The following is a 22,827-nucleotide window of genomic DNA, read 5'->3' as shown; positions in this document are numbered from 1 at the left end:
CCCCCACAGATCGTTCCCACGCTCTGCGTGGGAACGATCTAACGCTCTGTTTCAGCAAGTCGCCGCAACATGCTCAACCCGATGAAACAACCGGTTGAAGTACACCAGGCTATCCCCTTCCCCGCGCACGCCCACTTTCGACAACTCCACAAACATCACCGAATGCGACCCCACTTCCTTGCACTCGGTGATCCGCCCTTCCAGTTGCACCAGGGCATCGCGCAGCACCGGCACATCGGCCGCGCCGTCGTCCCACAGGTCCCAAGCGAATCGTTCGGCCATCGACACTTGGGTCATGCCGGCGAAGTGTCGGGCCAGTTCTTCCTGTTCGCTGCACAGCACGTTGACGCACAAGTGGCCGTTGGTGCGGAACACGTCGTGGGTGGCGCTGTTGCGGTTGACGCAAACCAGCACGGTCGGCGGCGAGTCGGTGACCGAGCACACCGCGCTGGCGGTGATCCCGCAGCGGCCGCCGGGGCCGTTGGTGGTGATGATGTTCACCGCAGCAGGCAGCTGCGCCATGGCGTTGCGAAAGTCGATTTGCTGCTGGCTCAGGTCGGCCATGTCGATGCCCCTTCCTTCAGGAGGACCGTCGTTGCGCGGCCCCAAGTGATGGAACAAGACTAAGGCCCGGCGTCGCCCGCAACCATTGCAACGATCCCCATGGCGAGGTGGGCTTTCCGCTAGTCGACTAGGTGGTTTCTTTATCGTCAGGGCCCGTCACAGTGAGTATTCTGCAGGGAGGCGCCAACATAGGCGTCGACGTCCGCCGCAGCGTGCTCGCGTGCGAAAACAATAATTAGAAATTCTCGTGGCAGTCCCTGATGGAAACCCGCAAACCGATTGTTTATATCGTCGATGACGACAAAGACCTGCGAACCTCGCTCGCCTGGTTGCTGGAGTCGGTCAGCGTGCAAGCGCAATGCTTTGCCGGCGCTGAAGAGTTCCTGAGCCAGTACGACCCCAAGCAACCGGCATGCCTGGTGCTGGACGTACGCATGCCGGAAACCAGTGGTTTTCAGTTGCAGGAAATCCTCAACCAGCGTGGCAGCACCTTGCCAACGATTTTCGTCTCGGCCCATGGCGACATTCCGATGTCGGTCACGGCAATGAAAAACGGCGCACTGGATTTCGTCGAGAAGCCCTACAACCCGCAACAGATGATCGACCGCATACAAGCGGCGCTGAAGACCGCCGTGCACGCCCAGGCCGAGCAGCAGCAACGCCAGCACCTGCAAGGCAAGCTTGCGCTGCTGACCAGTCGGGAACGGGAAGTCTTGATGCTGGTGATCGATGGCAAGGCCAGCAAGGTCATCGCCCGGGAGCTCAACATCAGCGTGAAAACCGTTGATGTGCACCGCACCAAGATCAAGGAAAAGATGGGCGTGAGCAGCATTGCCATGCTAGTGCGTGAGGTGCTGCATTTGCCGGTGGATGAGCCGGTGCGGCATTGAGCCTGAATTTTCGGCGATCTTCGAACCGCCATCGCGAGCAAGCTCGCTCCCACAGTTGACCGAGTGGTCTGGACGGATGCAGTCCAATGTGGGAGTGAGCCTGCTCGCGATGAGGCCGGCACATTCAAGATTGCGGCGCCTGACACTCCGCCATCGCGAGCAGGCTCGCTCCCACAGTTGACCGAGTTGTCCGGACGAATGCAGTCCAATGTGGGAGTGAGCTTGCTCGCGATGGGGCCAGTACATTCAAGATTGCGGCGTCTGACACTCCGCTATCGCGAGCAGGCTCGCTCCCACAGTTGATCGAGTTGTCCGCAAGGATGCAGTCCAATGTGGGAGTGAGCCTGCTCGCGATGGGGACAGTAAATTCAAGATTGCGGCGCCTGACACTCCGCCATCGCGAGCAGGCTCGCTCCCACAGTTGACCGAGTGGTCCGGACGAATGCAGTCCAATGTGGGAGTGAGCTTGCTCGCGATGGGGCCAGTACATTCAAGATTGCGGCGTCTGACACTCCGCCATCGCGAGCAAGCTCGCTCCCACAGTTGATCGAGTGGTCTGGACGGATGCAGTCCAATGTGGGAGTGAGCTTGCTCGCGATGGGGCCAGTACATTCAAGATTGCGGCGTCTGACACTCCGCCATCGCGAGCAGGCTCGCTCCCACAGTTGATCGAGTTGTCCGCAAGGATGCAGTCCAATGTGGGAGTGAGCCTGCTCGCGATGGGGCCAGTACATTCAAGATTGCGGCGTCTGACACAGCGCTATCGCGAGCAAGCTCGCTCCCACAGTTGATCGAGTTGTCCGAAAGGATGCAGTCCAATGTGGGAGTGAGCCTGCTCGCGATGAGGCCAGTACATTCAAGATTGCGGCGCCTGACACTCCGCCATCGCGAGCAGGCTCGCTCCCACAGTTGATCGAGTGGTCCGGACGAATGCAGTCCAATGTGGGAGTGAGCTTGCTCGCGATGGGGCCGGCACATTCAACATTGCGGCGTCTGACACAGCGCTATCGCGGGCAAGCCCGCTCCCACAGTTGATCGAGTTGTCCGCAAGGATGCAGTCCAATGTGGGAGTGAGCTTGCTCGCGATGGGGCCGGCACATTCAATATCGCGGCGTCTGATACTCCGCCATCGCGAGCAAGCTCGCTCCCACAGTTGATCGAGTTGTCCGGACGAATGCAGTCCAATGTGGGAGTGAGCCTGCTCGCGATGGGGCCAGTACATTCAAGATTGCGGCGTCTGACACTCCGCCATCGCGAGCAGGCTCGCTCCCACAGTTGACCGAGTTGTCCGCAAGGATGCAGTCCAATGTGGGAGTGAGCCTGCTCGCGATGGGGACAGTAAATTCAAGATTGCGGCGTCTGACACTCCGCCATCGCGAGCAGGCTCGCTCCCACAGTTGACCGAGTTGTCCGGACGAATGCAGTCCAATGTGGGAGTGAGCTTGCTCGCGATGGGGCCGGCACATTCAAGATTGCGGCGTCTGACACTCCGCCATCGCGAGCAAGCCCGCTCCCACAGTAGGCGGTAGTGGACACAAAATATGTGTACACCCCGAATCCCTGTGGGAGCGGGCTTGCTCGCGATGAGGCCGGCACATTCAAGATTGCGGTGCCTGACACTCCGCCATCGCGGGCAAGCCCGCTCCCACAGTTGATCGAGTTGTCCGGACGGATGCAGTCCAATGTGGGAGTGAGCCTGCTCGCGATGAGGCCGGCACATTCAACATTGCGGCGTCTGACACTCCGCCATCGCGAGCAGGCTCGCTCCCACAGTTGACCGAGTTGTCCGGACGAATGCAGTCCAATGTGGGAGCGGGCTTGCTCGCGATGAGGCCGGCACATTCAACATTGCGGCGCCTGACACAGCGCTATCGCGAGCGAGCTCGCTCCCACACGCGGTCAGTGGCTATAGCGCTTGCGGTATTCACCCGGCGACACGCCAAACCGCGACTTGAATGCCGACGAAAAGTAGCTCGAATCCGAGAAGCCCCACGCATAGCACAACGCCGAAAGCTTCTGTTCCACATCCGAGCGGCGCAGGTTTTCGGCGCAGAAGTCCAGGCGTCGATGCTTGATGTATTGCGCCACCACCAACCCGCGTTTGGAGAACATCCGGTACAGCCCGCGCACCGAAATCCCCACCTCACGCGCGATCAGTTCAGGGCACAGTTCCTCGCTGCTGATGTGTTCGTCGATGTAGGCGATGGTTTTGCGAAACTGCCGCTCGTGCGCATCGGCGCTGACGTCCCGGGCGCTGATGCCCGGCAGGAGCAGGCTGACCAGTGCGTCGAGCACCGCTTCGCTTTCCTGCATCTGCAGGCTGTGTTGTTGTCGGGCTTCCAGGACCATGCGGTTGGCCAGCGCGGCCAATGGCTTGTTGGCCGGGATGCGCGTGGCGCAGTTGACGGCGCTGAAGTGCGAGCCGCGCTCCACCACTTGGCGCGGCAGGATCAGCGACAACTGCCGGGAGTCGTCGTTGTAGGTCATGTCGCTGGGGCGGCAGGCGTCGATCAGGGCGATGTCGCCACACCCCAGCTGAGCGCGGTGGTCGCCCTGCTCGAGTTGCGAGCTGCCGCGCAGTTGGAACACGGCGTAGTAATGGCCGTCGCTGCTGGTGCTGACATCCTTGCTGGTGCGATACAAATGCACGTGGGCCATGTCCACCACGCTGAGGTTGATTGCGCCGCTGCGATATTCCGCCAGCTCACCGTAGAAATTCGCGTCCAGTGCGCGGGCATCGAAACGCCCACAGGCCTGATTGACCTGGCTTAACCAACTTTCAAATGCATCGTTGCGCACTGCCGAAGAAGTAATCATGACCGCAAGGCCTCACGTCAGTTTTATTGTTATTTTTCGACCGCTTCGCCGAGCGGTTCGATGAATGCCGTTTACGTGACCGTCTTCTCCCTTGACGGCCGTGGGGCGCCGATTTAATCGACTCCCACGCAATGTTTCCAGGGGTTTAGCGGGTTACAGGTCCAATACCAGACGAGCGGAAAGTGCTCGCGAAACGCAGGCACAGATCTGTTTATTGCCTGCCTTCTCCTTGTTCGACAAACAGTTGTCGCGATGCTCCGGCACCCCGTCCAGCACCTCGACAATACAGGTGCCGCAAATGCCTTCGCGGCACTCGGTGTCGATGTCACAGCCGTGGGCCTGCAACACGTCGACCAGGCTGGAATCGGCTGGCACGTGAAGCACCACGCCGGAGCTGGCCAGTTCCACTTCGAAGCTCCCGCTCGGGCCCGCATTGGCGGCCGGATCGGCCTGAAAGTGCTCCAGGTGGATGAAATCGTCACAACGGCTGCGCGCCGCTACTTCCACCACTTTGTTCATGAACGGCGCCGGGCCGCAGGTGTAGACGTGTGCAGTGCTGCCGGCCTGACTCAGGCTGTCAGTCAATGCCGCGTCCATGTCGGTGGGCTCGACGCCATAGTGGAACTGCACATTTGCGGCAAAGGTGCTGGCCAATAGCGTGGAAAAAGCCGCGTACTCCGGCGAACGGGCAAAGTAGTGCAGTCGATACGGCTGACCGCTTTCCGCCAGTCGATAGGCCATGCTCAGCAGCGGCGTGACACCAATCCCGGCAGCGAACAGCACGTGCTCGGTGGCCGTCGGGTCGAGGCGGAACAGGTTGCGCGGTGCGCCCATTTCCAGCTCCATGCCCTCTTCCACTTGCTCATGCAGCGCCAGCGAGCCGCCACGCGACTGCGCTTCTTTCTTCACCGCCACGAGGTACGCGCGGCGATCCTGCGGCGGGCTGCACAGCGAGTACTGGCGGGTCACCCCGGTCGGTCCGGTCAGGTCGACATGCGCCCCCGGTTCATAACTGTCGAGCGGCTGGCCGTCACTGCGCACGAGGCGAAAGGAACGGATATCCAGCGCTTCGTCGACGATCCTTTCGATCCTCACTTTCATCATTGCATCACCTGAAATACGGTTGGTTTTGTGTATTGAGCAATCCCTGCCGCCGCGAGTATCAGCGCATGAACAAGCCGCCGTTGATGTCCCAACATGCCCCCGTGACCGAGGCGGCGTGATCGGCGATCAGCAGCAACACGCTGTCGGCGATGTATCCGGGGTCGCCAAGCACACCGGCCGGGATTATTTTCAGGATCTGTTCCAGACGCTCCGGCGCCACGGTTTCGCGCACCACCGGCAAATCCAGCGGCCCTGGCGAAATGCTGTTGACCGTCACCCCTTGCGGCGCCAGTTCGCGGGCGAAGACTTTGGTCAACGTCGCCACGCCCCCCTTGGCCGCCGCGTAATGCGCGCCGGTGGCGGTGCCGCCGTTTTGCCCGGCGAGCGAAGCGATGTTGACGATGCGACCAAAGCCACGCTCGGCGAAGTGCGCGCCGAACACCTGACACGCGACAAAGGTGCCGCGCAGGTTGATCGCCATCGACTCGTCGAACTCCTCAGGCGTGATGTCCATCAGCGCGGCGACTTTCGACACGCCGGCGTTGTTCACCAGAATGTCGGTGCCGCCCCAGCGCTCGGCGAGCAGATCGCGGGCGCGGACGAAGTCGGCTTTGTTGCGCACATCCAGCTCGATGGCCACGGCACTCGCACCGCTGCCATCGAGTTCCGAAGCCAGGCGCTGCACGCCGTCGAGGCGCACATCCGCCAGGCCCACGCGATACCCCGCCGCGTGCAAGCGACGGGCGATGCATTCGCCAAGACCGCGCGAGGCGCCGGTCACCAGGGCGACCCGGTTCATGGTGTTGATCCTCATAGCAGGAAACCCAGCGCGCTCAAGCTGTCGGTGGAATTGATCAGGCGCACGACCTTGCGTTCGAGTTTCGCCACACCGTCCGTGAAACGAATGCGGTGGTTGAGGTCAGCCACGAAAGGCGTGTGCACCCCGCGTTTGTAGGCGTAGAGCAGCTGCGCGGAATTGACTTCAACCAGGTCGCCCGCCGCTTCTACCAAGCGAAACCGCGAAATACTGCGCACGGTTTTCGCCGCATCCACCGCCGACGGCGAGTAGCCGGCGGTCAGGCGTTCGATGCGCAAGCCGCGCATGCGCGCATCGTCGTAGGCGTAGTTGAGCGTGGCTTCAAAGTCTTCGGTGTCCGGGTCGATCGGCACAATGTACTTGCCGCTCTCGCTCCACAGGGTCGCCCACTCGGCGTAGTGCTTGTGGTCGAGCAGTTCGGCTTCGCGCCAGATGAATTCGATGGCCTGGGCCAACGGGCCGGAAAAACCGTTCAGGGTGTCGTGATTGCTCATTGGCTCATCATCCTTTTCCACATGTCATAGGCTCCGCGCATGCCGCCCTCGTCGGTGGCGTGGGAGACCTTGTCGCCGTTCTCGGCAATGATTTCGCGATTGAGGCCACGGTTGACCAAAATCGGCGCGTCGACGCCAGCGTACGAACCGCGCTGCACACGGTCCCAGGCCTCGGCGTCGTCCGGGCTGCCGAAGCCGAACGGGCCCTGGAAGTGTTCGTGAATGCGCATGCGCTCGCGGTTGGCGATCTCCGGGCCGCCGTCCATGCCCAGCGCAACGTGGCGGATCTCGGTTTCAGTGACCGAGACCGGGCGCAGCACGCGGAAAAACGACATCGACATCGCGACGTTGGGGAACAGGTTCAGGTTGAAACCGGCGCCGTGCAGCGAACGCACAATGCGACGGACTTGCGCAGGCTCCATGGTTTTCGACAGTTCTTCGGTGACGTGAGCGAAGCGCTCCTGCAACTGTTCGCTGCCGTCGTCGTGATCCAGGTCGACGTGCTCCGGCACCATGACCATCACGCTGTGGCCGTTGCCCAGCGAGTGGGTGACGGCTTGTTCGTCGGTCATGAACGAGAGCATTTCCGAGGTTTCTTCATCCACCGATGACATGAACGACTTGTGCACGATCGGGAAGTGGTAACCGTCGGTGGTGTTTTCCAGCTGGATCTTCCAGTTGCCCTTGAAGCTGAATTTGTGTTCGCCCTGGGTCTTGATCGGGTAACCGGCGCCCTGCTTCATGAACAGGTCCATCCAGTGCTTCGCGCCGCCGAGGAAGTCTTCCAGCGACTCGATTTCGTCGTTGTAACTGGCGAAGACCATGCCCGCGTAGCTTCCGACGCGCAGGCTCGTGAGCGGCAACTCGGACTTTTCCAGAATGCCTTCGTAGCCATCCGGATACGGCAACGCGCGCAACTTGCCGTCCAGGCCATAGGACCAGCTGTGGTACGGGCAGGTGAAACCGGTGGCGTTGCCTTTGTGTTTCTCGCAGACGGTGGCGCCCCGGTGCCGGCAGCGGTTTTCCAGAACGTTGATCTGGCCCTTTTTGTCACGCACCACAATCACCGGACGACGGCCGATGGTCGCGGTCTTGAAGTCGCCGCTGTTGCGCACTTCGCTTTCGTGGGCGACCCACACCCAGGTGCGGTAGAAAATCTTTTCCAGTTCCGCTTCGAACAGCGCCGGGTCGTTGTACAGCGAGACGTCGACGCGGTCATGCTGGACCAGTTCGTCGGGGCTTTTCGATGAAGCGATCAGCCGGTATTCATGAGTGCTCATGCGGTTCTCCTCATGGCTTTTTTATGATTTGTTTTTAGGTCTGGACCGTTCGCAGGCCATGCTCTGTTGCAGCTGCGCACCAAAGGCGCACACCTGTTCGTCCTGACCTTTACGACCCACGATCTGCAAACCGACTTTCAGCCCGCCGCAATCAAGCTCCACCGGCACCGTCAGCGCCGGATGGCCGCTGAGGTTGAACGGGCGCACCAGTGGCGTCATGCCGGCCACGGCCTTGCTCGCGCTGCGTGCTTCGATCAGCGTTGGTGGCAGGCTTGGCATCGTCGGCAACAGCAGTACCGCAAACTCTTCCAGCGCGGCGTCCACTTGCTGGCTGAACCGCGCGCGGACTTGTTCTGCTTGCGCCAGGTCAGCAGCGCTGGTGCGGCTGGCGGCCAACAGGCGCTGCTCGACGTCGGCACCGATCAGACCTTTGCCAGTGAGGTGGCCGAACGCAGCCCAGTTTTCGAAATTGATGACGGTGAGGCCGGCGGCGAACGCGGCGTCGAATTCGCTCAGTTGCAGGGTGCTGCGGCGCCAGCCTGCGCGGTCGGCGGCAGCGCCGAGGCTCGCTTGCAAATGCGGGTCGCAGGCGACGTCGAGGAAACCGACGGACGCGTTGCTCGATGGCAAGCCTTGCGCCTGAAAACCAGGGCAAATCACTTGCATCGCCGCAATCAAATCCGCCATGTCGGCAGCAAACGGCCCGACGCAATCGAGGCTGGACACCAACGGATGCGCGCCGACCCGACTGACTCGCCCATAGGTCGGTTTCAACCCGGCAATGCCGCAGCACGCCGCCGGCACCCGCACCGAACCACCGGTGTCGGTGCCGATGGCGATGTCCGCCAGACCGGCCGCGACCGCAGCCGCCGAACCGCTGGAAGAACCGCCTGGCACCCGGTCCGGCGCTTGCGGGTTGATCGGCGTGCCGGTCCAGTCGTTGATGCCGGTGACGCCAAAGGCCAACTCGTGCAGGTTGGTTTTGCCAACAATCTGCCAGCCTGCGGCAAGAATCGCGTCCACCACTTCGGCGTTGCGGGCAGCGGGTTCAGCCTCGGCAAACGCACGGCTGCCCGAACGGGTCGGATAACCGGCAATGTCGATCGAGTCTTTGATCGCGACCCGCTTGCCGCTGCCACCGAGTAAAAATTCGCTGATAAACGTGCTCATGCGCCCAGTCCTGTGTTGAACAAGCGTTGCGTACGGAAATGCGCGATCAGCCAGGCACCGTCGACGCAGTGGAAATCGATGTTCAGGCGCGTGCCGAACAGTTCACTGCGACCATCGGCGTAGGTGCAAATCTGCTGCATGATCCACTGCCCCTGGGCCGTGCTGCCGTCGACCACGATTGACTCGCTGGTGAGGTAATGCAGGTTCAGGCGAAAGTGCTCAGAGGGCGGCAAGTAACCGCCGACGAACGCTGCTATCGCTTCACGCCCCTGGTGCTGGCCAAAGGTCTGTGCGGTCTGGCTGCCGACGCCTTCCCAGATCGCGTCTTCACTGAACAACTCTGCCAGCTCACGAACCTGGGTCAGCGCCCGCGGCACATCGCACAGGTCCATGTAGCGCGCCATCAAGCGGCGCACCTGGCTCTCCCCTTCCAGCGTCGCGAGACGCTGCAACAAGGCCTCGTTCATGGCTTACACCTTGGCCGCATCGGGGATGGTCAATGGACGGCCGATACGCGCTTCGACCTTGGCGTAACGCCACAGGCTGTATTCGTTCACCGGCGTGGTGCGGAACAGGTTGCAGGCCTCGATCACCGACTGGTGGCAATCGACGTCGGCCATGATGTAGACGGTCCACGGCGAGGTGGTCGACGGGCCGACCATCAGCCGGTCATCGTCCATTGCGCCGAGCACGGTGATGCCGGGCATGGCGCCGAGCGAGCCCATCATCTGGCTGAAACCCTTCCACACGCTCAGGCCTTCGCCAGTGGGCAGGTCGAAAAAGTTCTGGGTGATGCCGATGCAAAAGACAACGCGCAGGGGTTCTTGGGTGGTCTGGGACATGGGGATTGATCCTTGAAGAGTGGGTTCAGATGTAGCCAGGGAATGGCGGTACGCCGAGGAACACCGAACCGGCGCCGTCGTACAGGCCTTCGCTGAGGAATGCGTGTTGGGTCACCACCATCGAGTCGCGCAGGTAGCGCTGCAGCGGATGGCGCAGGTAAATCGCCGTGGTGCCGGCGAGGCTGTAAGCGCTTTGCACCACGGCCGCTCCGGCCTGGGCCACATGAATGGCGGACAAGCGCAGCAGGCTGGTTTGTTCGGCGGTGACCGGGTTGCCGGCAAGGATCGAGTTCCACACCTGTTCGGTCGCGCCGTAAAAGAAACCCCGTGCGGCGGCCAGTTGCGCCTCGGCCTTGGCGATTTCGATGCGCACGTAAGCGCGGTCGGCCATTTTCGGTGCGCCGGTGATGCCGCTGCCGGCGGCCATGCGGCTGACCTCATCGAGGGCGGCGCGGGCCAGCCCGAGGTTGACCACCGCCAACACCTGCGCGGCGTAGGCAATCGACGGGTAACGGAACAGCGGCTCGTCGATGGTGGCGGCACCGCCACGGATGAAGGTCCAGCGCTCATCGATGTGTTTGTCGGTGACGCGCAGGTCGTGACTGCCGGTGCCTTTGAGGCCGACCACGTCCCAGTTCTCGATGATGTCGACTTGATCGGCACGGAACACGGCGGTACGCGGCTTGCCGCCGGCAGCACCGATGCCGACACCGATCAGGTCGGCGCCTTTGCAGCCGCTGGCGAATTTCCAGGTGCCGTTGACCTGCCAGCCGTCACCCACCGCTTCGGCAGGTTGCAACGGGAACAGGCCACCGGCGAACACCAGGTCAGGGCTGTCGGCGTAGATTTCAGCGAGGGTTTGCGGCGGTAAAGCCGCAAGGTAGACCCCAGCGCTGCCGAAGCTGGCGACCCAGCCGGCAGAGCCGTCGGCTTCGGAGATGCGCTCGATCATCTGCAGGAAAAGTGCCGGCGCCAGCGCATCGCCGCCGAAGCATTTCGGCGTGGCGGCACGGTAGATGCCCACTTCCTTGAAGCGCTCGATCATGTCCCGTGGCACGTGGGAGCCGGCGTCAAATTCTTCGCGACGCTGGCGCACTTCATCCAGCATCCGCTCGAAGGCCTGATTGTGGACGGTGGTGTCGTCGACGACTGGCAGAGGGTCTTGTTGCGCGGCGGCTGAACGCAGCATGGGCTTTCTCCGTTTGACTTGTTATTAGACGGAGCCTTGCTGGAGTGCCTGGCGACCGTTGATGGGTCCAGTGTAAAAACCGCATCCGCTCGCCACTATTGGGGCGTGTAGCCCCTGGGCTAAAGAAAACCCCTAGCTCGCCCCCGGTTACTTCTGAGCGCATCCCCACGCGCAAGCGGGTATAAAAAGCCATACTTCCCTTTCACCGGTTCCTCAGGACTGCGCGATGTACCTGCCTAAACCGAACGATTTCTACGCCCTCATCGAAGCCATGCCGCTGTGCATCATTCTTCACGATGCCCACAGCAAGGAGATCCTGTGGGCCAACGCCGCCGCCCTGGCGGCGCTGGGTTTTACCCTGGAAGAACTGACGCCGCTCAAAGCCCCCGACATGACCCGCGATGCACCGCAGTACCGTCGCTCGGTCGGTTTGCGCTGGCTGGAAGGCGCGGCGCGCACCGGCCAGCGCGCCATCGAGTGGTGTTACCGCTCCAAGCAAGGGGTGGAAATCCTCTCCGAAGCAGTCGCGACGCTGGTGCACCTGGACGGTCGCGATGTGCTAATGGTGCAGTTCCGCGACATCTCCAAGGAGGACAAGGTCAAGCGCGACCTCAAGCGTTTCGAAAGCCGGCTCAAGGCCTTTATGCAGGACCTGGAGGAAGGTGTGGCGGTGCTCGGGCCGCAGGGTGATATCCGCTTCATCAGTGAGTCGGCCGCGCAGTTGCTCAACAGCGAGGATCAGACGCTGATCGGTGAGAATTTCCTCGACTGGTGCGACGAGCCTTCACGCCAGCGCTTGCTGCAACAACTGTCCTGCGAGCAGCCGGAGCACGCGCCGTTCAGCGTTCATTACCACTTGCAGCGGCGTGACGGTGAATGGCGCTGGCACCACGCGACGTGCCGCTACATCGAAATCGAAGACGACCTGGTGGGCTTTCTGTTGTTGTTCCGCGATGTCACCGAACAGGTGCGCGCCGAAGAAGCGCGGCGGGTCAGCGAGCAAAAGCTCGAATACCTGGCACGCTACAACGCCATGGGCGAAATGGCCGTGGCGATTGCCCATGAACTGAGTCAGCCGCTGGCCGCCACGCGCAATTTCATCGAAGGTGCGGTGATTCGTCTGGGCAAGGACCAAACCCAGGACCAGGGCGTCGCCTGGGGTTTGCAGAACGCGGTGCGGCAAATCGAGCATGCGTCGCTGATCATCAAAAGCGTGCGCGAATACGTGGTCAAGCTGGAGCAGTCCGAAGAGCTGATCGACCTCAACGACCTGCTGCGCGAAACCCAATACTTCATCCGCCTGCGCGCCGACCCGAGCCTGATCAAGGTCGAGATCGTCACCAGCCCCAAACCGCTGCTGATCAGCTGCGAAAAGGTCCTGATCGGCCAGGTCATCCTCAACCTGGCCTTTAATGCCATCGAAGAAATGAGCGACTTGCCGCTCGAACGGCGCGTGCTGCGCATTCATGCCAGTCGCGTTGAAAACACTGCTTTGGTCCGGGTGGAGGATTGTGGTCGCGGCATTGCGGCGCTGGAGCAGAACAAGCTGTTCGATGGTTTCTTCTCTTCCAAGGTCAGCGGCAACGGCATTGGCCTGGCGCTGTGCAAAAACATCATTGGCCGCCATCGCGGGGATATCTGGGCGCAAAACCTGGAACCGTGTGGCGCGGTATTCACCTTCTCCCTCCCCCTCGCAACTCCCGCCTGACATTAACCCGCTGACCTGTAGCCGCTGCCAAAGGCGGCTACAGGTGCGTTCTTGCCTGTGTTTACGGTGTTTTCGGCTTGTTTTCCGAGACTGGCACAGACACACAAACGGTTGGCAGCCACAGCAATTCTCCCGAATTCACGGCGAGGCAGAATCGAATTGTAAAAATCTGCCCAAGCACCCGCGATCTGCGTGAATAACAATTCAGGGAGTTCCCCTAATGCGAACCAACAGGATCAACGTACAGTCAGCGCTAGGTCTGAGCCTGCTTGTACTCGGCTTGACCAGCGCCCGTGCGGACCTGCCAGCCGACACCATCGGCCAGACCGTTTTGGTATTTCCACCGGAAGTGCACCGTGCGTTCGTCGTCGACGTCGAATTCGAAAGCTTCGTGGCGGGCCGCGTGACCGTGGTCGACCCCGACAAAAAACGCGTGCTCGGCATGGTGCCAACCGGTTTTGCCGCGCCGTCGACCCTAAGCCACGATCAGAAAACCCTCTACAGCGCCGACATCTTTTACTCGCGCGGCACCCGTGGCACCCGCACCGATGTGCTGACCGCCTGGGACAGCTCGACCCTGGCGCCAGCCTGGGAACTGTTGATTCCAACCAAGCGCGCCGAGTCGCTGACCCAACGCTACGGCTTGAAGACCAGCGGCGATGACCGTTTCGTCTACGTCTACAACTTCACGCCATCGACTTCGGTGACCGTGGTCGACACCCAGGCCAAGGCCGTGACCGCTGAACTGGCGATTCCCGGTTGCGTGCTCAATTACCCGGTCGGCAACCGCCGTTTCGCCTCGCTGTGCGGCGACGGCAGCTTGCAGGTGATCACGCTGAACGACCAGGGCCAGGAAACCGCGCGCAGCCGCACGCCGTTCTTCGACCCGAATGCCGAGAAGCTCAACGAGCGCGCGGTGAACGTCGGCGACACCTATTACTTCACCACCACCACGGGCACCATTCGCCCGGTGGATTTCTCGGCCGACGCACCGAAAATCCTGCCGTCGTGGTCGCTGACCTCCGAGGAAGAAAAGAAAGCCGGCTGGGCGCCGGGTGGCTGGCAGCTGATGGCCGTCGCGCCGAAGCTCAACCGCTTGTACGTGCTGATGCACGACGCGCACGAACCGATGAAGTGGGAAGACCCAAGCCCGCTGATCTGGGCGTTTGATCTCAAAACCCATAAGAAAGTAGCGACGCTGCAAGCACCGGTTCCGGTGTGGAGCATGCAGGCCACCGGTGACGACAAGCCGTTGCTGCTGGGTGCCGACGTCGAGGGCGGTTTGCAGATTTTCGATCTGAAGACCAACACGCTCACCGGCAGCATGCCGAAAGTCGCCAAAACCGCGACTCAGGTCATGAGCTACTAAACGAGGCTCGGCCATGCACTTAGATCCGATCTTCATCATTGCCAGCGCCATCGCCATTGCGGTGTTGCTGGCCAGTGCCGCGACGCACAAGGTCCGCGCGCCGGCACGTTTTGCCAAACAGTTGGCGGATTACCAACTGTTGCCCGAGGCGCTTGTGCGCCCGGTCGCCCGTGTGATTCCAGCGGTAGAGCTGGTGATCGCATTTGCGCTGCTGGTGCCGGTCAGCCGGTATTGGGCAGCGTTGGCGGCGGCCGGCCTGATCACGCTGTACGCCGCCGCCATTGGCATCAACCTGTGGCGCGGTCGTCGCGACATCGACTGCGGCTGTGCCGGCCCGGACCAGGCGCAACCGCTGCGCCCGGTCCTGCTGCTGCGCAACAGCGCACTGGTGGGCCTGGCGCTGCTGGCCAGCGTCTCGCCGGTGGTTCGTGACCTGGGTTTTTTCGACGGCTTCGTCACCGTCGCCGCCAGCAGCGTAGCGCTGCTGATCTACGCCGCTGCCGATGGCTTGCTGGCGAACTCCCCTCTTCTGCTCAAACTGATTGGTAGGTGATCAATGGAAGGCTTAATTGTTTCCAACGTTTTGCTCTGGATTCTGCTCGCGGCCGTGGCGTTTGCCGTCATGGGCCTGGTGCGTCAGATTGGTGTTTTACATGGCCGCCTGGCCCCGGCCGGCGCGCTGATGATGGACAAAGGCGTGGCGGTCAACGAAGCCGCGCCGCAAGTCACCGCCTCCGACCGTCACGGTCGTCCGGTGAACTTCGGCTATGCCGGTGAAAAGAACCAGCTGCTGTTCTTCCTCTCGCCAACCTGCCCGATCTGCAAATCGCTGTTGCCGGCAATCAAGTCCATCGCCAAGGAACAGGCTGATCGCCTGGACGTGGTGTTCATCAGCGACGGCGACATGGACGCCCAACAAAAGCTGATCCGTGAACACAAACTGGAAGACGCGACCTATGTGGTCGGGCCGGAAGTCGGCATGACCTATCAGATCGGCAAGCTGCCGTACGCCGCCCTGATCGACAAGACCGGCACCCTGCGCGCCAAAGGCCTGGTCAATTCCCGTGAGCACCTGGACAGCCTGTTCGAAGTCGAGCACCTGAAAAAATCCACGCTGCAGGAATACCTCAACAGCCAGCCACACGCACACGATCACAGCCACGGCCATAGCCACTGATTAAGGCAGGGAGACTTTTATGAAACTGCTGGATCTGTTGTTCGAGCGCTCGACACGTCGAGTCGCCGACACCACCTCACGCCGCAAACTGCTGGCCCGCATGGGTTCGCTGATGGTCGCTGGCGCCGCCCTGCCACTGCTGTTGCCGCTGGACCGCACCAGCAAAGCCCTGGCCGCCGACAATCCGAAGGCCGGTGACCCGGGTGATCCGAACAGCTGCGACTACTGGCGCTACTGCTCCATCGACGGCTTCCTGTGCAGCTGCTGCGGCGGCTCGGTGACGTCCTGCCCGCCAGGCACCGAAGCGTCGCAAGTGACCTGGATCGGCACCTGCCGCAACCCGGCCGATGGCAAGGATTACATCATTTCGTATAACGATTGCTGCGGTAAGCAAAGCTGCGCCCAGTGCGCCTGCACCCGTAACGACAGTGAAGAACCGGCTTACCGCCCGTTCAACAACAACGATGTGAACTGGTGCCTGGCCGCCAAATCGCACATCTATCACTGCACCGTTTCGATCATCCGTGGCGTCGCCGTTTAACGCGCATTGGCCGTCGGTTGCTCAGGCAATCGGCGGTTTTTTTCATGCCCCAGCACGATCCTTTGTAGCCCTTGGTAAAACCTGTGGGAGCGAGCCTGCTCGCGATGACGGTGTATCAGATACATAAATGTCGACTGACACTCCGTCATCGCGAGCAGGCTCGCTCCCACAGGTTTCGCTAGCGGCTACATAACAGTGTGTTTACCGTAGAGGTGCTTTTGTCATGCGTAAGTTGCTACTCCTCGGTCTTGTCTGCGCCCTGAGCGCCCCGCTCGTGTATGCCCGAGCCATTCCCGACCCGGCACAGCGCCATGCACCGGGTAACGAAGCGCTGCAAAAACCGATTGCCCAGGCCGGTTATAGCGTCGGTGTGAATTACCAGTTGCAATGCGCCGGTTGCCACTTGGGCAATGGCATGGGTTCCGCCGCCAACGACACGCCTCGCCTGACCGGGTTTGTCGGTAACTTCCTCAAAGTGCCGGGCGGTCGTGAGTTTCTGGTGCGGGTGCCGGGCATGTCGCAGTCGGCGCTGAACAATGCGCAACTGGCGGATTTGCTTAACTGGCTGATGCGTGAAGACGGCCTGGCGGGCAAGAGCACCCCCGCGAACTATCAGCCTTACAGCAGCGATGAAGTGGCGCAGTTGCGCCAGAAGGCCATGCTCAACCTGCCGGGCACCCGGGCGGAGTTGATCAAGGCCATGCGTGCGCAAGGCATCGCGATTGAGGACGGAATGAGCTATTGAGTCAGCCCTCGAACCGCTACGTATCCGACTTCCCGTTTCCCCGGGGCGCCAAGGGGCTGTCCAGCACCCACTGCATTTTCTGAAAAGCTTTGCGCTCTCGTGCAACCGCCGCGTCCCATTCATCCCCGAACGCTTTGCCCGAACGGACCAGCTTCATGACCTGGGCCGTCGCGGCTGTCAGCTCCTCGCGCGCCTGGCGCAAGTCGTCGTTGAATTTTTCAATCGTCATCCAGACACTCTGAAGTGAATCGCCGGCCGCTCGCAGAGTCGAGAATCTTTTTTTGGCCATAATTGGCAATGATTCGACGCCGGTCATTGAGGTTCTACTAGAATTCTAGACTTCAACAGGCAGATTGGAGCCGAGCTCCAAAAAACAAAAGCCATTGAAAAACAAGGGACCTCCAACCTTGAAAATTTCAACATTCTGCGCTACCGGGAGCCTGTTGGTTTCGGCGGCGGCGTTTGCCAACGGGATTGTTCCTGTTTTGGATCTGGACTTCACACGGCCGGCGACCGAAACCCTGAAAAAACTGGGCATCAATGACGCGTGCATTATTACTGCCCCAAACCCCATCACGTTCACCTACTGCCGAGAAGGGTCGTCGACGCTCTGGAAATATCAAACCCTGGACCTGGAACAACAGGCGGCGATCCTCAAAGGCGAGAAAATGCCCTCCGCCGATTACGGGCGAATCACCGTCGTCGAGGCCGACAGCGCCGCGTGCCAGCAAGACAAAACGCCGCCATTGGCCAAGCCGGTCATGAGTCGCACCGTTGCCCTGGGCCTGATCATCCTGTTTCTGTTGATTGGCTTTCGCTATACCTACCGGGCAATGATGCGCGAGCGCTACGCCTTCGCACTGTCTACGCACTCGCCCATGCAGCGATTGAACGAATCCTTTCCGATCAAGGCGCTGGCCGCGTTTGGTCTCGCCGCTGCCGTGGCATTGGTTTATTGCGTTTGGTGAGCCAAGCCGATTCAGGCACAGAGCCAAAACGTTTTGGCAGAAATCACAAAGCACTTATCCGCTGGCTGTAGCAAAGTGCAGGTGTGCTATCCACCTGTTGTCCCAAGGAAACCAAGATGTTCAAGCCCATGACCCTGATAAAAAGAAAACCGCTGGCCCGCCTCGCGCTGGCCATCACCTTGGGCACCCTGGGTTTGCCGTGCTGGATGCCCAACGCCCAGGCCCATGGCGGGGCCGCCGAAATGGTGCCGCTGCAATCGACCCTCGAAGCGTTCGGGGCCACGGTCAAATGGGACGATTACGCCGACCTGTTCGTGATTGCCAAGGACGGTGTCTACCTCAAGGTCAAGCCCGGCAGCAAAGTCGCCGTGCTCAACGGCAAGCGCATGGAGCTGTCGGCGCCGGTGGTGTTCAAGGACAAGACCGCGTTCATGGGCAAAGACTTCATCAATCAGGTGTTCCAGTCCGGTCTGGACAAGACCTTCGTGGTCGAGACCCGCCCCAATCCGCTCAACCCGTTGAGCGCGGATGAAATCAAGACGGCGGTGGACATCGTCAAGCAATCGGAGCACTACGCGCCCGGTTTTCGCTTCACCGAAGTGTCGGTCAACGAACCGCCGAAGGATCAGGTGTGGAATTTCGTCTACACCGGCCAGAACGTCACCCAGCCGCGCCAGGCCAGCATCGTCGTGCTTGATGGCAAACACGTGATCGAAGCGCTGGTTGATCTCGACAGCAAGAAGCTTATGTCGTGGAAGCCCATCGAAGGTGCCCACGGTATGGTGCTGCTGGATGACTTCGCCACCGTACAGTCCGCTGTTGAATCGAGCCCCGAATACGCACAGGCCCTGGCCAAGCGCGGCATCAATGATGTGAAAAAGGTCGTGGCCACGCCATTGACGGTGGGTTACTTCGACGGCAAGGACGGTTTGGCGCAGGACAAGCGCCTGCTGAAAATCGTCAGCTACCTCAATACCGGCGACGGCAACTACTGGGCGCACCCGATTGAGGGCCTGGTGGCGATTGTCGACCTGGAACAGAAAAAACTGATCAAGATCGAAGACGAAGCACTGATTCCGGTGCCGATGAAACCGACGCCCTATGACGGACGCGGGCGCACTGGCACGTCGGTCAAGCCGCTGGAGATCATTGAGCCAGACGGCAAAAACTACACCATCACCGGCAACAGCATTCATTGGCAGAACTGGGACTTCCACGTTCGCCTCGATTCGCGGGTCGGGCCGATCCTGTCCACGGTGACCTACGACGACAAGGGCAAGAAACGCAAAATCATGTACGAAGGCTCGCTGGGCGGGATGATCGTGCCCTACGGCGACCCGGACGTCGGCTGGTACTTCAAGGCCTACCTCGACTCGGGCGATTACGGCATGGGCACCTTGACCTCGCCGATTGCACGCGGCAAAGACGCCCCGCAAAACGCCGTGCTGCTGGACGCCACGATTGCCGACTACACCGGCGCGCCGACCTCGATCCCCCACGCCATGGCGGTGTTCGAGCGCTACGCCGGCCCGGAATACAAACACCAGGAAATGGGCCAGCCCAACCTCAGCACCGAGCGTCGTGAACTGGTGGTGCGCTGGATCAGCACCGTCGGCAACTACGACTACATCTTCGACTGGGTCTTCCAGCAGAACGGCACCATCGGCATCGACGCCGGCGCCACCGGCATCGAAGCGGTCAAAGGCGTGAAATCGAAAACCATGCACGAAGGCACCGCCAAGGAAGACACGCGCTACGGCACGCTGCTGGACCACAACATCGTCGGCACCACGCACCAGCACATCTACAACTTCCGCCTCGACATGGACGTGGACGGTGAAAGCAACTCGCTGGTGGAAGTGAACCCGGTGATTGCCCCGAACGACCGTGGCGGCCCGCGCACCAGCACCATGCAGACCGAGCACAAGGTGGTCGGCACCGAACAGCAAGCGGCGCAGAAATTCGACCCGTCGACCGTGCGCCTGCTGACCAACTTCAGCAAGGAAAACAAAGTCGGCAACCCGGTTTCGTATCAGCTGATTCCCTATGCCGGCGGCACGCACCCGGTGGCCAAGGGCGCCAACTTCGGCAAGGACGAATGGCTCTATCACCGCCTCAGCTTCATGGACAAACAACTTTGGGTGACGCGCTACAACCCGCAGGAGAAATACCCGGAAGGCAAATACCCGAACCGCTCGGACAAAGACTCGGGCCTGGGCCAGTTCAGCCAGGACAACCAGTCGATTGAAAACAGCGACGATGTGGTGTGGTTGACCACGGGCACGACGCACATCGCGCGTGCTGAAGAGTGGCCGATCATGCCAACCGAGTGGGTGCATGTGCTGTTGAAACCGTGGAATTTCTTTGACGAAACGCCGACGCTGAACCTCAGCGTTCCCCAATAAACACATACCCCCCTTGTAGGCGCGAGCAGGCTCACGCCTACAAGGTGCCGGGTTAGTTCACTGGCGGACCACAATCTTCCCGATCATCTGCGGATGCAGGGCACAAAAGTATTCGTACTCCCCCGGGGTGTTGAATACCCAGGAAAAGCTGTCATTGGTATCCAGTGCCGCGGAGCGAAACACCTTGTGGGTTTCCGCCACCGTGTGCGGGATCTGATCGTCGTTCACCCAGGTCACTTTGGTGCCCACCGCCACGGTCAAATCCTTGGGTTCGAACATGAACTCCCTGATGCCGATGTTCACGTCCTGAGCCCACACCGGCATCGACAGCATCAGGCTGACAACGGCCAACAGTCGCATTTTCATTTGCATGCCCTCCCCTAGACCAGTGTCGAATCAATCAGCGCCAGCGGATGCTCGCCCTGCGTCGCCCGCACATCGGTCACCCCCAGGTAATTACGCAGTTGATCGGCCGCCACCGTCATCGGTCCTGGCGACGGCGCGGTCCCCGGTGCAGGTTGTGGATAAGCCGTACCGCGCGCGGTGTGGAAGGTGATGTTGCCTTCGACCTTCTGGATAACCTGATGGATGTGTCCGTTCAACACCGTCACTGATCCGTACTTGCGCAGCATGGCAATCGCCTGATCGCCATCCTCGGTGCCCCAGCCCCACGGCTGATAAATCGTCCACAACGGAATATGGGTGAACACCACGATCGGAGTGCTGGTGGTGACGGCGCGCAAGTCATCGGCCAGCCAGGCCAGTTGATCGGCGCCAAGGGTCGCTTCATGGCCGGCCTGGAAGTTGAAGACATTGACCAGCGCAATGAAATGCACGCCGTGGTCATCGAAACTGTACCAACCGTTGCCTTTGGTGCCCTTGCCGTAACGCTCCAGGTAAAGCTTGCCGCCGCCCTCATCGAGGGTGTCGTGCTCGCCCGGCACATAGTGCACGGTGGACGGCAGACCTTTGAGCAGTTGCGCGGCGATGTCGAACTCTTCGGGCTTGGACAGGTGCGTGATGTCGCCGGTGTGCAGGATCAGCGACGGCCGTTTCGGCAGCGCGATGACCTTGTCGATGGCCACCTGCAAGGTCTTCGCTGGCTGCGGATTGGCCTCCTTGTTGAAGCCGATGTGCGAATCGCTGATCTGCACGAAGTGGAAGGTGCTGGCCAGTGCCTTGGGGTCGGAGACCGTGCCCGACTCATCCAGCGCAAAGGCCCGGGGGATACCGCCGCACAGCGCCCAGATTACCCCTGCCCCGGCCCAGGCCGAGCATTTGAGCAGTGTTCGACGGTCAGGGCTCAGCGGGCCGTCGGTGCGTCGTGAGTGTTTTGCTTGAATGTCCATCGGAATTCCCTCGCTGGCGAACTACAGTGATGTAGCTGACATGAGGTAAACCTGGCGGGGCGGGACTTTATTCCGGGTCGAAACAAATATTTTTTCCCGGGAATAAAACCCGACGTATCACAGTTATATGGGTGGGACAGTGCGGGAAACACTATGAAGCGATTTGAGGAACTGTTTGCGCCCCATCTGGACGCAGCGTACAACCTCGCGCGCTGGCTCACGGGCAACGACAGCGCCGCGCGCGATGTCGTGCAGGAAAGCGCCCTGCGCGCCTTCAGGTTTTTGCACCGCTTCGCCGATGGCAACGCCAAGGCCTGGTTCCTGACTATCGTGCGCAATGAAAGCTACACCTGGCTCAAGGCCTCGGCCGGGCACCAGTGGGTGTCCATCGGCGATGAACTGCCAGAAGACGACGCAGCGCTGAGCCATCGCGAGAGCCCGGAACTGCTGGCGATTCACACGGAAAATGCGGCGCTGATCCAGCACGCCTTGTGCGCCCTGCCGCCGGTGTTTCGGGAGGTGATTGTGCTGAAGGATCTTGAAGACATGCCCTACAAGGACATCGCCCTGGTGGTCGACATTCCCATCGGCACCGTGATGTCGAGGCTGGCCCGGGCTCGCGCCATGCTCAAGCTCGAACTACTGAAGTTGCATGACCATGAATGAACTCGATTGCAAGGTTTGCCAGACGCTGATGCATGGCTATCTGGACCGGGAACTCGATCCTGCGGCGGCCGCGAAGGTGGCCGGGCATTTGGCCGGGTGCGCGGCGTGCGCGCGGTTGCATGATCAGGCGAAGCTGCTGATGGTCAGTGTGAAACGCCAGGCGCCGTATTACCCGGCGCCGGCATCGCTGCTCGACGGCGTATTGGCCACCGTTGCGCCCCGGACTAGTGTCGTCGAGCGTTGGCGCCAATGGTTCGCACCGGCCTTTTCAGCGGCAGCGCTGGCCTTGGCGGTGGTGCTTTTTGTGGCCATGCCCGGCGGTGAACAACCGTTGATGGATGAGGCGGTGTCGAGCCATGTTCGTTCGTTGATGGGTGAGCATTTGAACGATGTGGTGTCGTCTGACCGCCACACTGTGAAACCCTGGTTTACCGGCAAACTCGACTTCTCGCCGCCGGTGTTCGATTACTCGGCGCAGGGGTTTCCATTGTTAGGCGGCCGACTGGATTATTTGCAGCACCAGAACACGGCGGCACTGACTTATGGTCGGGCCAAGCACATTATCAACGTGTTCATATTGCCGACCACCGAAGCGGACAAGCCACCGAAAACCCAGTCGATTCGTGGCTTCAACGTCGTGTCCTGGCAAGAAAATCACATGCGCTACGTGCTGGTCTCCGACGTCGAGAAAAGCGAGCTGGAGGCGTTCAGCCAGTTGCTCAAGCCGTAAAA

General features: G+C 61.0%; 24 protein-coding genes. 11 read left to right on the top strand and 13 right to left on the bottom strand.

What is annotated here, in order from left to right:
• Positions 1-51 precede the first annotated feature (51 nt).
• Positions 52-564 carry a 4-hydroxyphenylacetate 3-monooxygenase, reductase component gene (gene hpaC, locus ACM6I0_RS06625; RefSeq protein ID WP_414921777.1) on the bottom strand — a complete coding sequence of 171 codons (513 nt, stop codon included), beginning with the start codon at positions 562-564 and terminating at the stop codon, positions 52-54.
• A 260-nt stretch (positions 565-824) separates the two neighbouring features.
• Between hpaC and ACM6I0_RS06620 the strand changes: the two genes are divergently transcribed.
• Entirely contained in the window at positions 825-1,454 is a 630-nt protein-coding gene (locus tag ACM6I0_RS06620; RefSeq protein ID WP_414921776.1) for a response regulator transcription factor, read from the top strand.
• A 1,899-nt stretch (positions 1,455-3,353) separates the two neighbouring features.
• On the opposite strand, the gene feaR is transcribed toward ACM6I0_RS06620, so the two are convergent.
• The 9 genes from feaR to ACM6I0_RS06575 form a co-directional block, all read right to left on the bottom strand.
• A complete protein-coding gene (gene feaR, locus ACM6I0_RS06615; protein WP_414921775.1) occupies positions 3,354-4,271 on the bottom strand; it encodes a transcriptional regulator FeaR in 918 nt (305 codons plus the stop codon).
• A 153-nt stretch (positions 4,272-4,424) separates the two neighbouring features.
• The gene (locus ACM6I0_RS06610; RefSeq protein ID WP_285436054.1) at positions 4,425-5,375 is read right to left on the bottom strand and encodes a PDR/VanB family oxidoreductase; all 951 of its coding nucleotides are present in this window, start codon (positions 5,373-5,375) and stop codon (positions 4,425-4,427) included.
• Between the two features lie 58 nt (positions 5,376-5,433).
• Positions 5,434-6,174: an SDR family NAD(P)-dependent oxidoreductase gene (locus tag ACM6I0_RS06605; protein WP_414921774.1), complete on the bottom strand. Its 741-nt coding sequence runs from the start codon at positions 6,172-6,174 to the stop codon at positions 5,434-5,436.
• A gap of 11 nt (positions 6,175-6,185) precedes the next feature.
• Positions 6,186-6,686, bottom strand: a complete 501-nt coding sequence (locus ACM6I0_RS06600; RefSeq protein WP_285436056.1) for an aromatic-ring-hydroxylating dioxygenase subunit beta — start codon at positions 6,684-6,686, stop codon at positions 6,186-6,188.
• A complete protein-coding gene (locus ACM6I0_RS06595; RefSeq protein WP_414921773.1) occupies positions 6,683-7,966 on the bottom strand; it encodes an aromatic ring-hydroxylating oxygenase subunit alpha in 1,284 nt (427 codons plus the stop codon). Before ACM6I0_RS06595 ends, ACM6I0_RS06600 begins: the two co-directional genes overlap by 4 nt.
• A 21-nt stretch (positions 7,967-7,987) precedes the next feature.
• Positions 7,988-9,136: an amidase gene (locus ACM6I0_RS06590; RefSeq protein WP_414921772.1), complete on the bottom strand. Its 1,149-nt coding sequence runs from the start codon at positions 9,134-9,136 to the stop codon at positions 7,988-7,990.
• Positions 9,133-9,603, bottom strand: a complete 471-nt coding sequence (locus ACM6I0_RS06585) for a nuclear transport factor 2 family protein (protein WP_285436060.1) — start codon at positions 9,601-9,603, stop codon at positions 9,133-9,135. Before ACM6I0_RS06585 ends, ACM6I0_RS06590 begins: the two co-directional genes overlap by 4 nt.
• Positions 9,604-9,606: 3 nt before the next feature.
• Positions 9,607-9,978 carry a hypothetical protein gene (locus ACM6I0_RS06580; RefSeq protein ID WP_285436062.1) on the bottom strand — a complete coding sequence of 124 codons (372 nt, stop codon included), beginning with the start codon at positions 9,976-9,978 and terminating at the stop codon, positions 9,607-9,609.
• Between the two features lie 25 nt (positions 9,979-10,003).
• Entirely contained in the window at positions 10,004-11,167 is a 1,164-nt protein-coding gene (locus ACM6I0_RS06575; protein ID WP_414921771.1) for an acyl-CoA dehydrogenase family protein, read from the bottom strand.
• A gap of 226 nt (positions 11,168-11,393) precedes the next feature.
• On the opposite strand from ACM6I0_RS06575, the gene ACM6I0_RS06570 reads away from it, so the two are divergent.
• The 6 genes from ACM6I0_RS06570 to ACM6I0_RS06545 all read left to right on the top strand — a co-directional run bounded on the left by ACM6I0_RS06570 (position 11,394) and on the right by ACM6I0_RS06545 (position 16,707).
• Positions 11,394-12,875: a sensor histidine kinase gene (locus ACM6I0_RS06570; RefSeq protein WP_414921770.1), complete on the top strand. Its 1,482-nt coding sequence runs from the start codon at positions 11,394-11,396 to the stop codon at positions 12,873-12,875.
• A gap of 220 nt (positions 12,876-13,095) precedes the next feature.
• Positions 13,096-14,244, top strand: coding sequence for an amine dehydrogenase large subunit (locus ACM6I0_RS06565; protein WP_414921769.1), 1,149 nt, complete (start codon positions 13,096-13,098; stop codon positions 14,242-14,244).
• Between the two features lie 13 nt (positions 14,245-14,257).
• On the top strand, positions 14,258-14,797 hold the full coding sequence (locus ACM6I0_RS06560) for a MauE/DoxX family redox-associated membrane protein (RefSeq protein ID WP_414921768.1): 540 nt from the start codon (positions 14,258-14,260) through the stop codon (positions 14,795-14,797).
• Between the two features lie 3 nt (positions 14,798-14,800).
• On the top strand, positions 14,801-15,421 hold the full coding sequence (gene mauD, locus ACM6I0_RS06555; RefSeq protein ID WP_285436068.1) for a methylamine dehydrogenase accessory protein MauD: 621 nt from the start codon (positions 14,801-14,803) through the stop codon (positions 15,419-15,421).
• 19 nt (positions 15,422-15,440) lie between these two features.
• Positions 15,441-15,962: a methylamine dehydrogenase light chain gene (locus ACM6I0_RS06550; RefSeq protein WP_008079640.1), complete on the top strand. Its 522-nt coding sequence runs from the start codon at positions 15,441-15,443 to the stop codon at positions 15,960-15,962.
• 223 nt (positions 15,963-16,185) lie between these two features.
• Positions 16,186-16,707, top strand: a complete 522-nt coding sequence (locus ACM6I0_RS06545) for a cytochrome C (RefSeq protein ID WP_285436072.1) — start codon at positions 16,186-16,188, stop codon at positions 16,705-16,707.
• 16 nt (positions 16,708-16,723) lie between these two features.
• On the opposite strand, the gene ACM6I0_RS06540 is transcribed toward ACM6I0_RS06545, so the two are convergent.
• Positions 16,724-17,023, bottom strand: a complete 300-nt coding sequence (locus ACM6I0_RS06540) for a hypothetical protein (RefSeq protein WP_285436073.1) — start codon at positions 17,021-17,023, stop codon at positions 16,724-16,726.
• 91 nt (positions 17,024-17,114) lie between these two features.
• Here ACM6I0_RS06540 and ACM6I0_RS06535 point away from each other — a divergent pair, with 91 nt between their 5' ends.
• Entirely contained in the window at positions 17,115-17,675 is a 561-nt protein-coding gene (locus ACM6I0_RS06535; protein WP_285436074.1) for a hypothetical protein, read from the top strand.
• A gap of 116 nt (positions 17,676-17,791) precedes the next feature.
• Positions 17,792-20,080 (top strand): primary-amine oxidase, encoded by a 2,289-nt coding sequence (tynA, locus tag ACM6I0_RS06530; protein ID WP_414921767.1) that lies wholly within the window; start codon positions 17,792-17,794, stop codon positions 20,078-20,080.
• 57 nt (positions 20,081-20,137) lie between these two features.
• On the opposite strand, the gene ACM6I0_RS06525 is transcribed toward tynA, so the two are convergent.
• A complete protein-coding gene (locus ACM6I0_RS06525) occupies positions 20,138-20,446 on the bottom strand; it encodes a cupredoxin family copper-binding protein (RefSeq protein WP_414921766.1) in 309 nt (102 codons plus the stop codon).
• Between the two features lie 14 nt (positions 20,447-20,460).
• Positions 20,461-21,429, bottom strand: coding sequence for a metallophosphoesterase family protein (locus ACM6I0_RS06520; protein ID WP_285436080.1), 969 nt, complete (start codon positions 21,427-21,429; stop codon positions 20,461-20,463).
• Between the two features lie 153 nt (positions 21,430-21,582).
• Here ACM6I0_RS06520 and ACM6I0_RS06515 point away from each other — a divergent pair, with 153 nt between their 5' ends.
• Positions 21,583-22,095, top strand: a complete 513-nt coding sequence (locus ACM6I0_RS06515) for a sigma-70 family RNA polymerase sigma factor (RefSeq protein ID WP_285436081.1) — start codon at positions 21,583-21,585, stop codon at positions 22,093-22,095.
• Positions 22,088-22,825, top strand: a complete 738-nt coding sequence (locus ACM6I0_RS06510; protein ID WP_414921765.1) for an anti-sigma factor family protein — start codon at positions 22,088-22,090, stop codon at positions 22,823-22,825. Before ACM6I0_RS06515 ends, ACM6I0_RS06510 begins: the two co-directional genes overlap by 8 nt.
• Positions 22,826-22,827 lie beyond the last annotated feature (2 nt).

The sequence above is a fragment of the Pseudomonas sp. IT-P294 genome, assembly GCF_949767865.1.
Classification (GTDB): Bacteria; Pseudomonadota; Gammaproteobacteria; order Pseudomonadales; family Pseudomonadaceae; genus Aquipseudomonas.
Note: the sequence above shows the minus strand (reverse complement) of the source record. Positions and strands in the feature narration are given on the sequence as shown.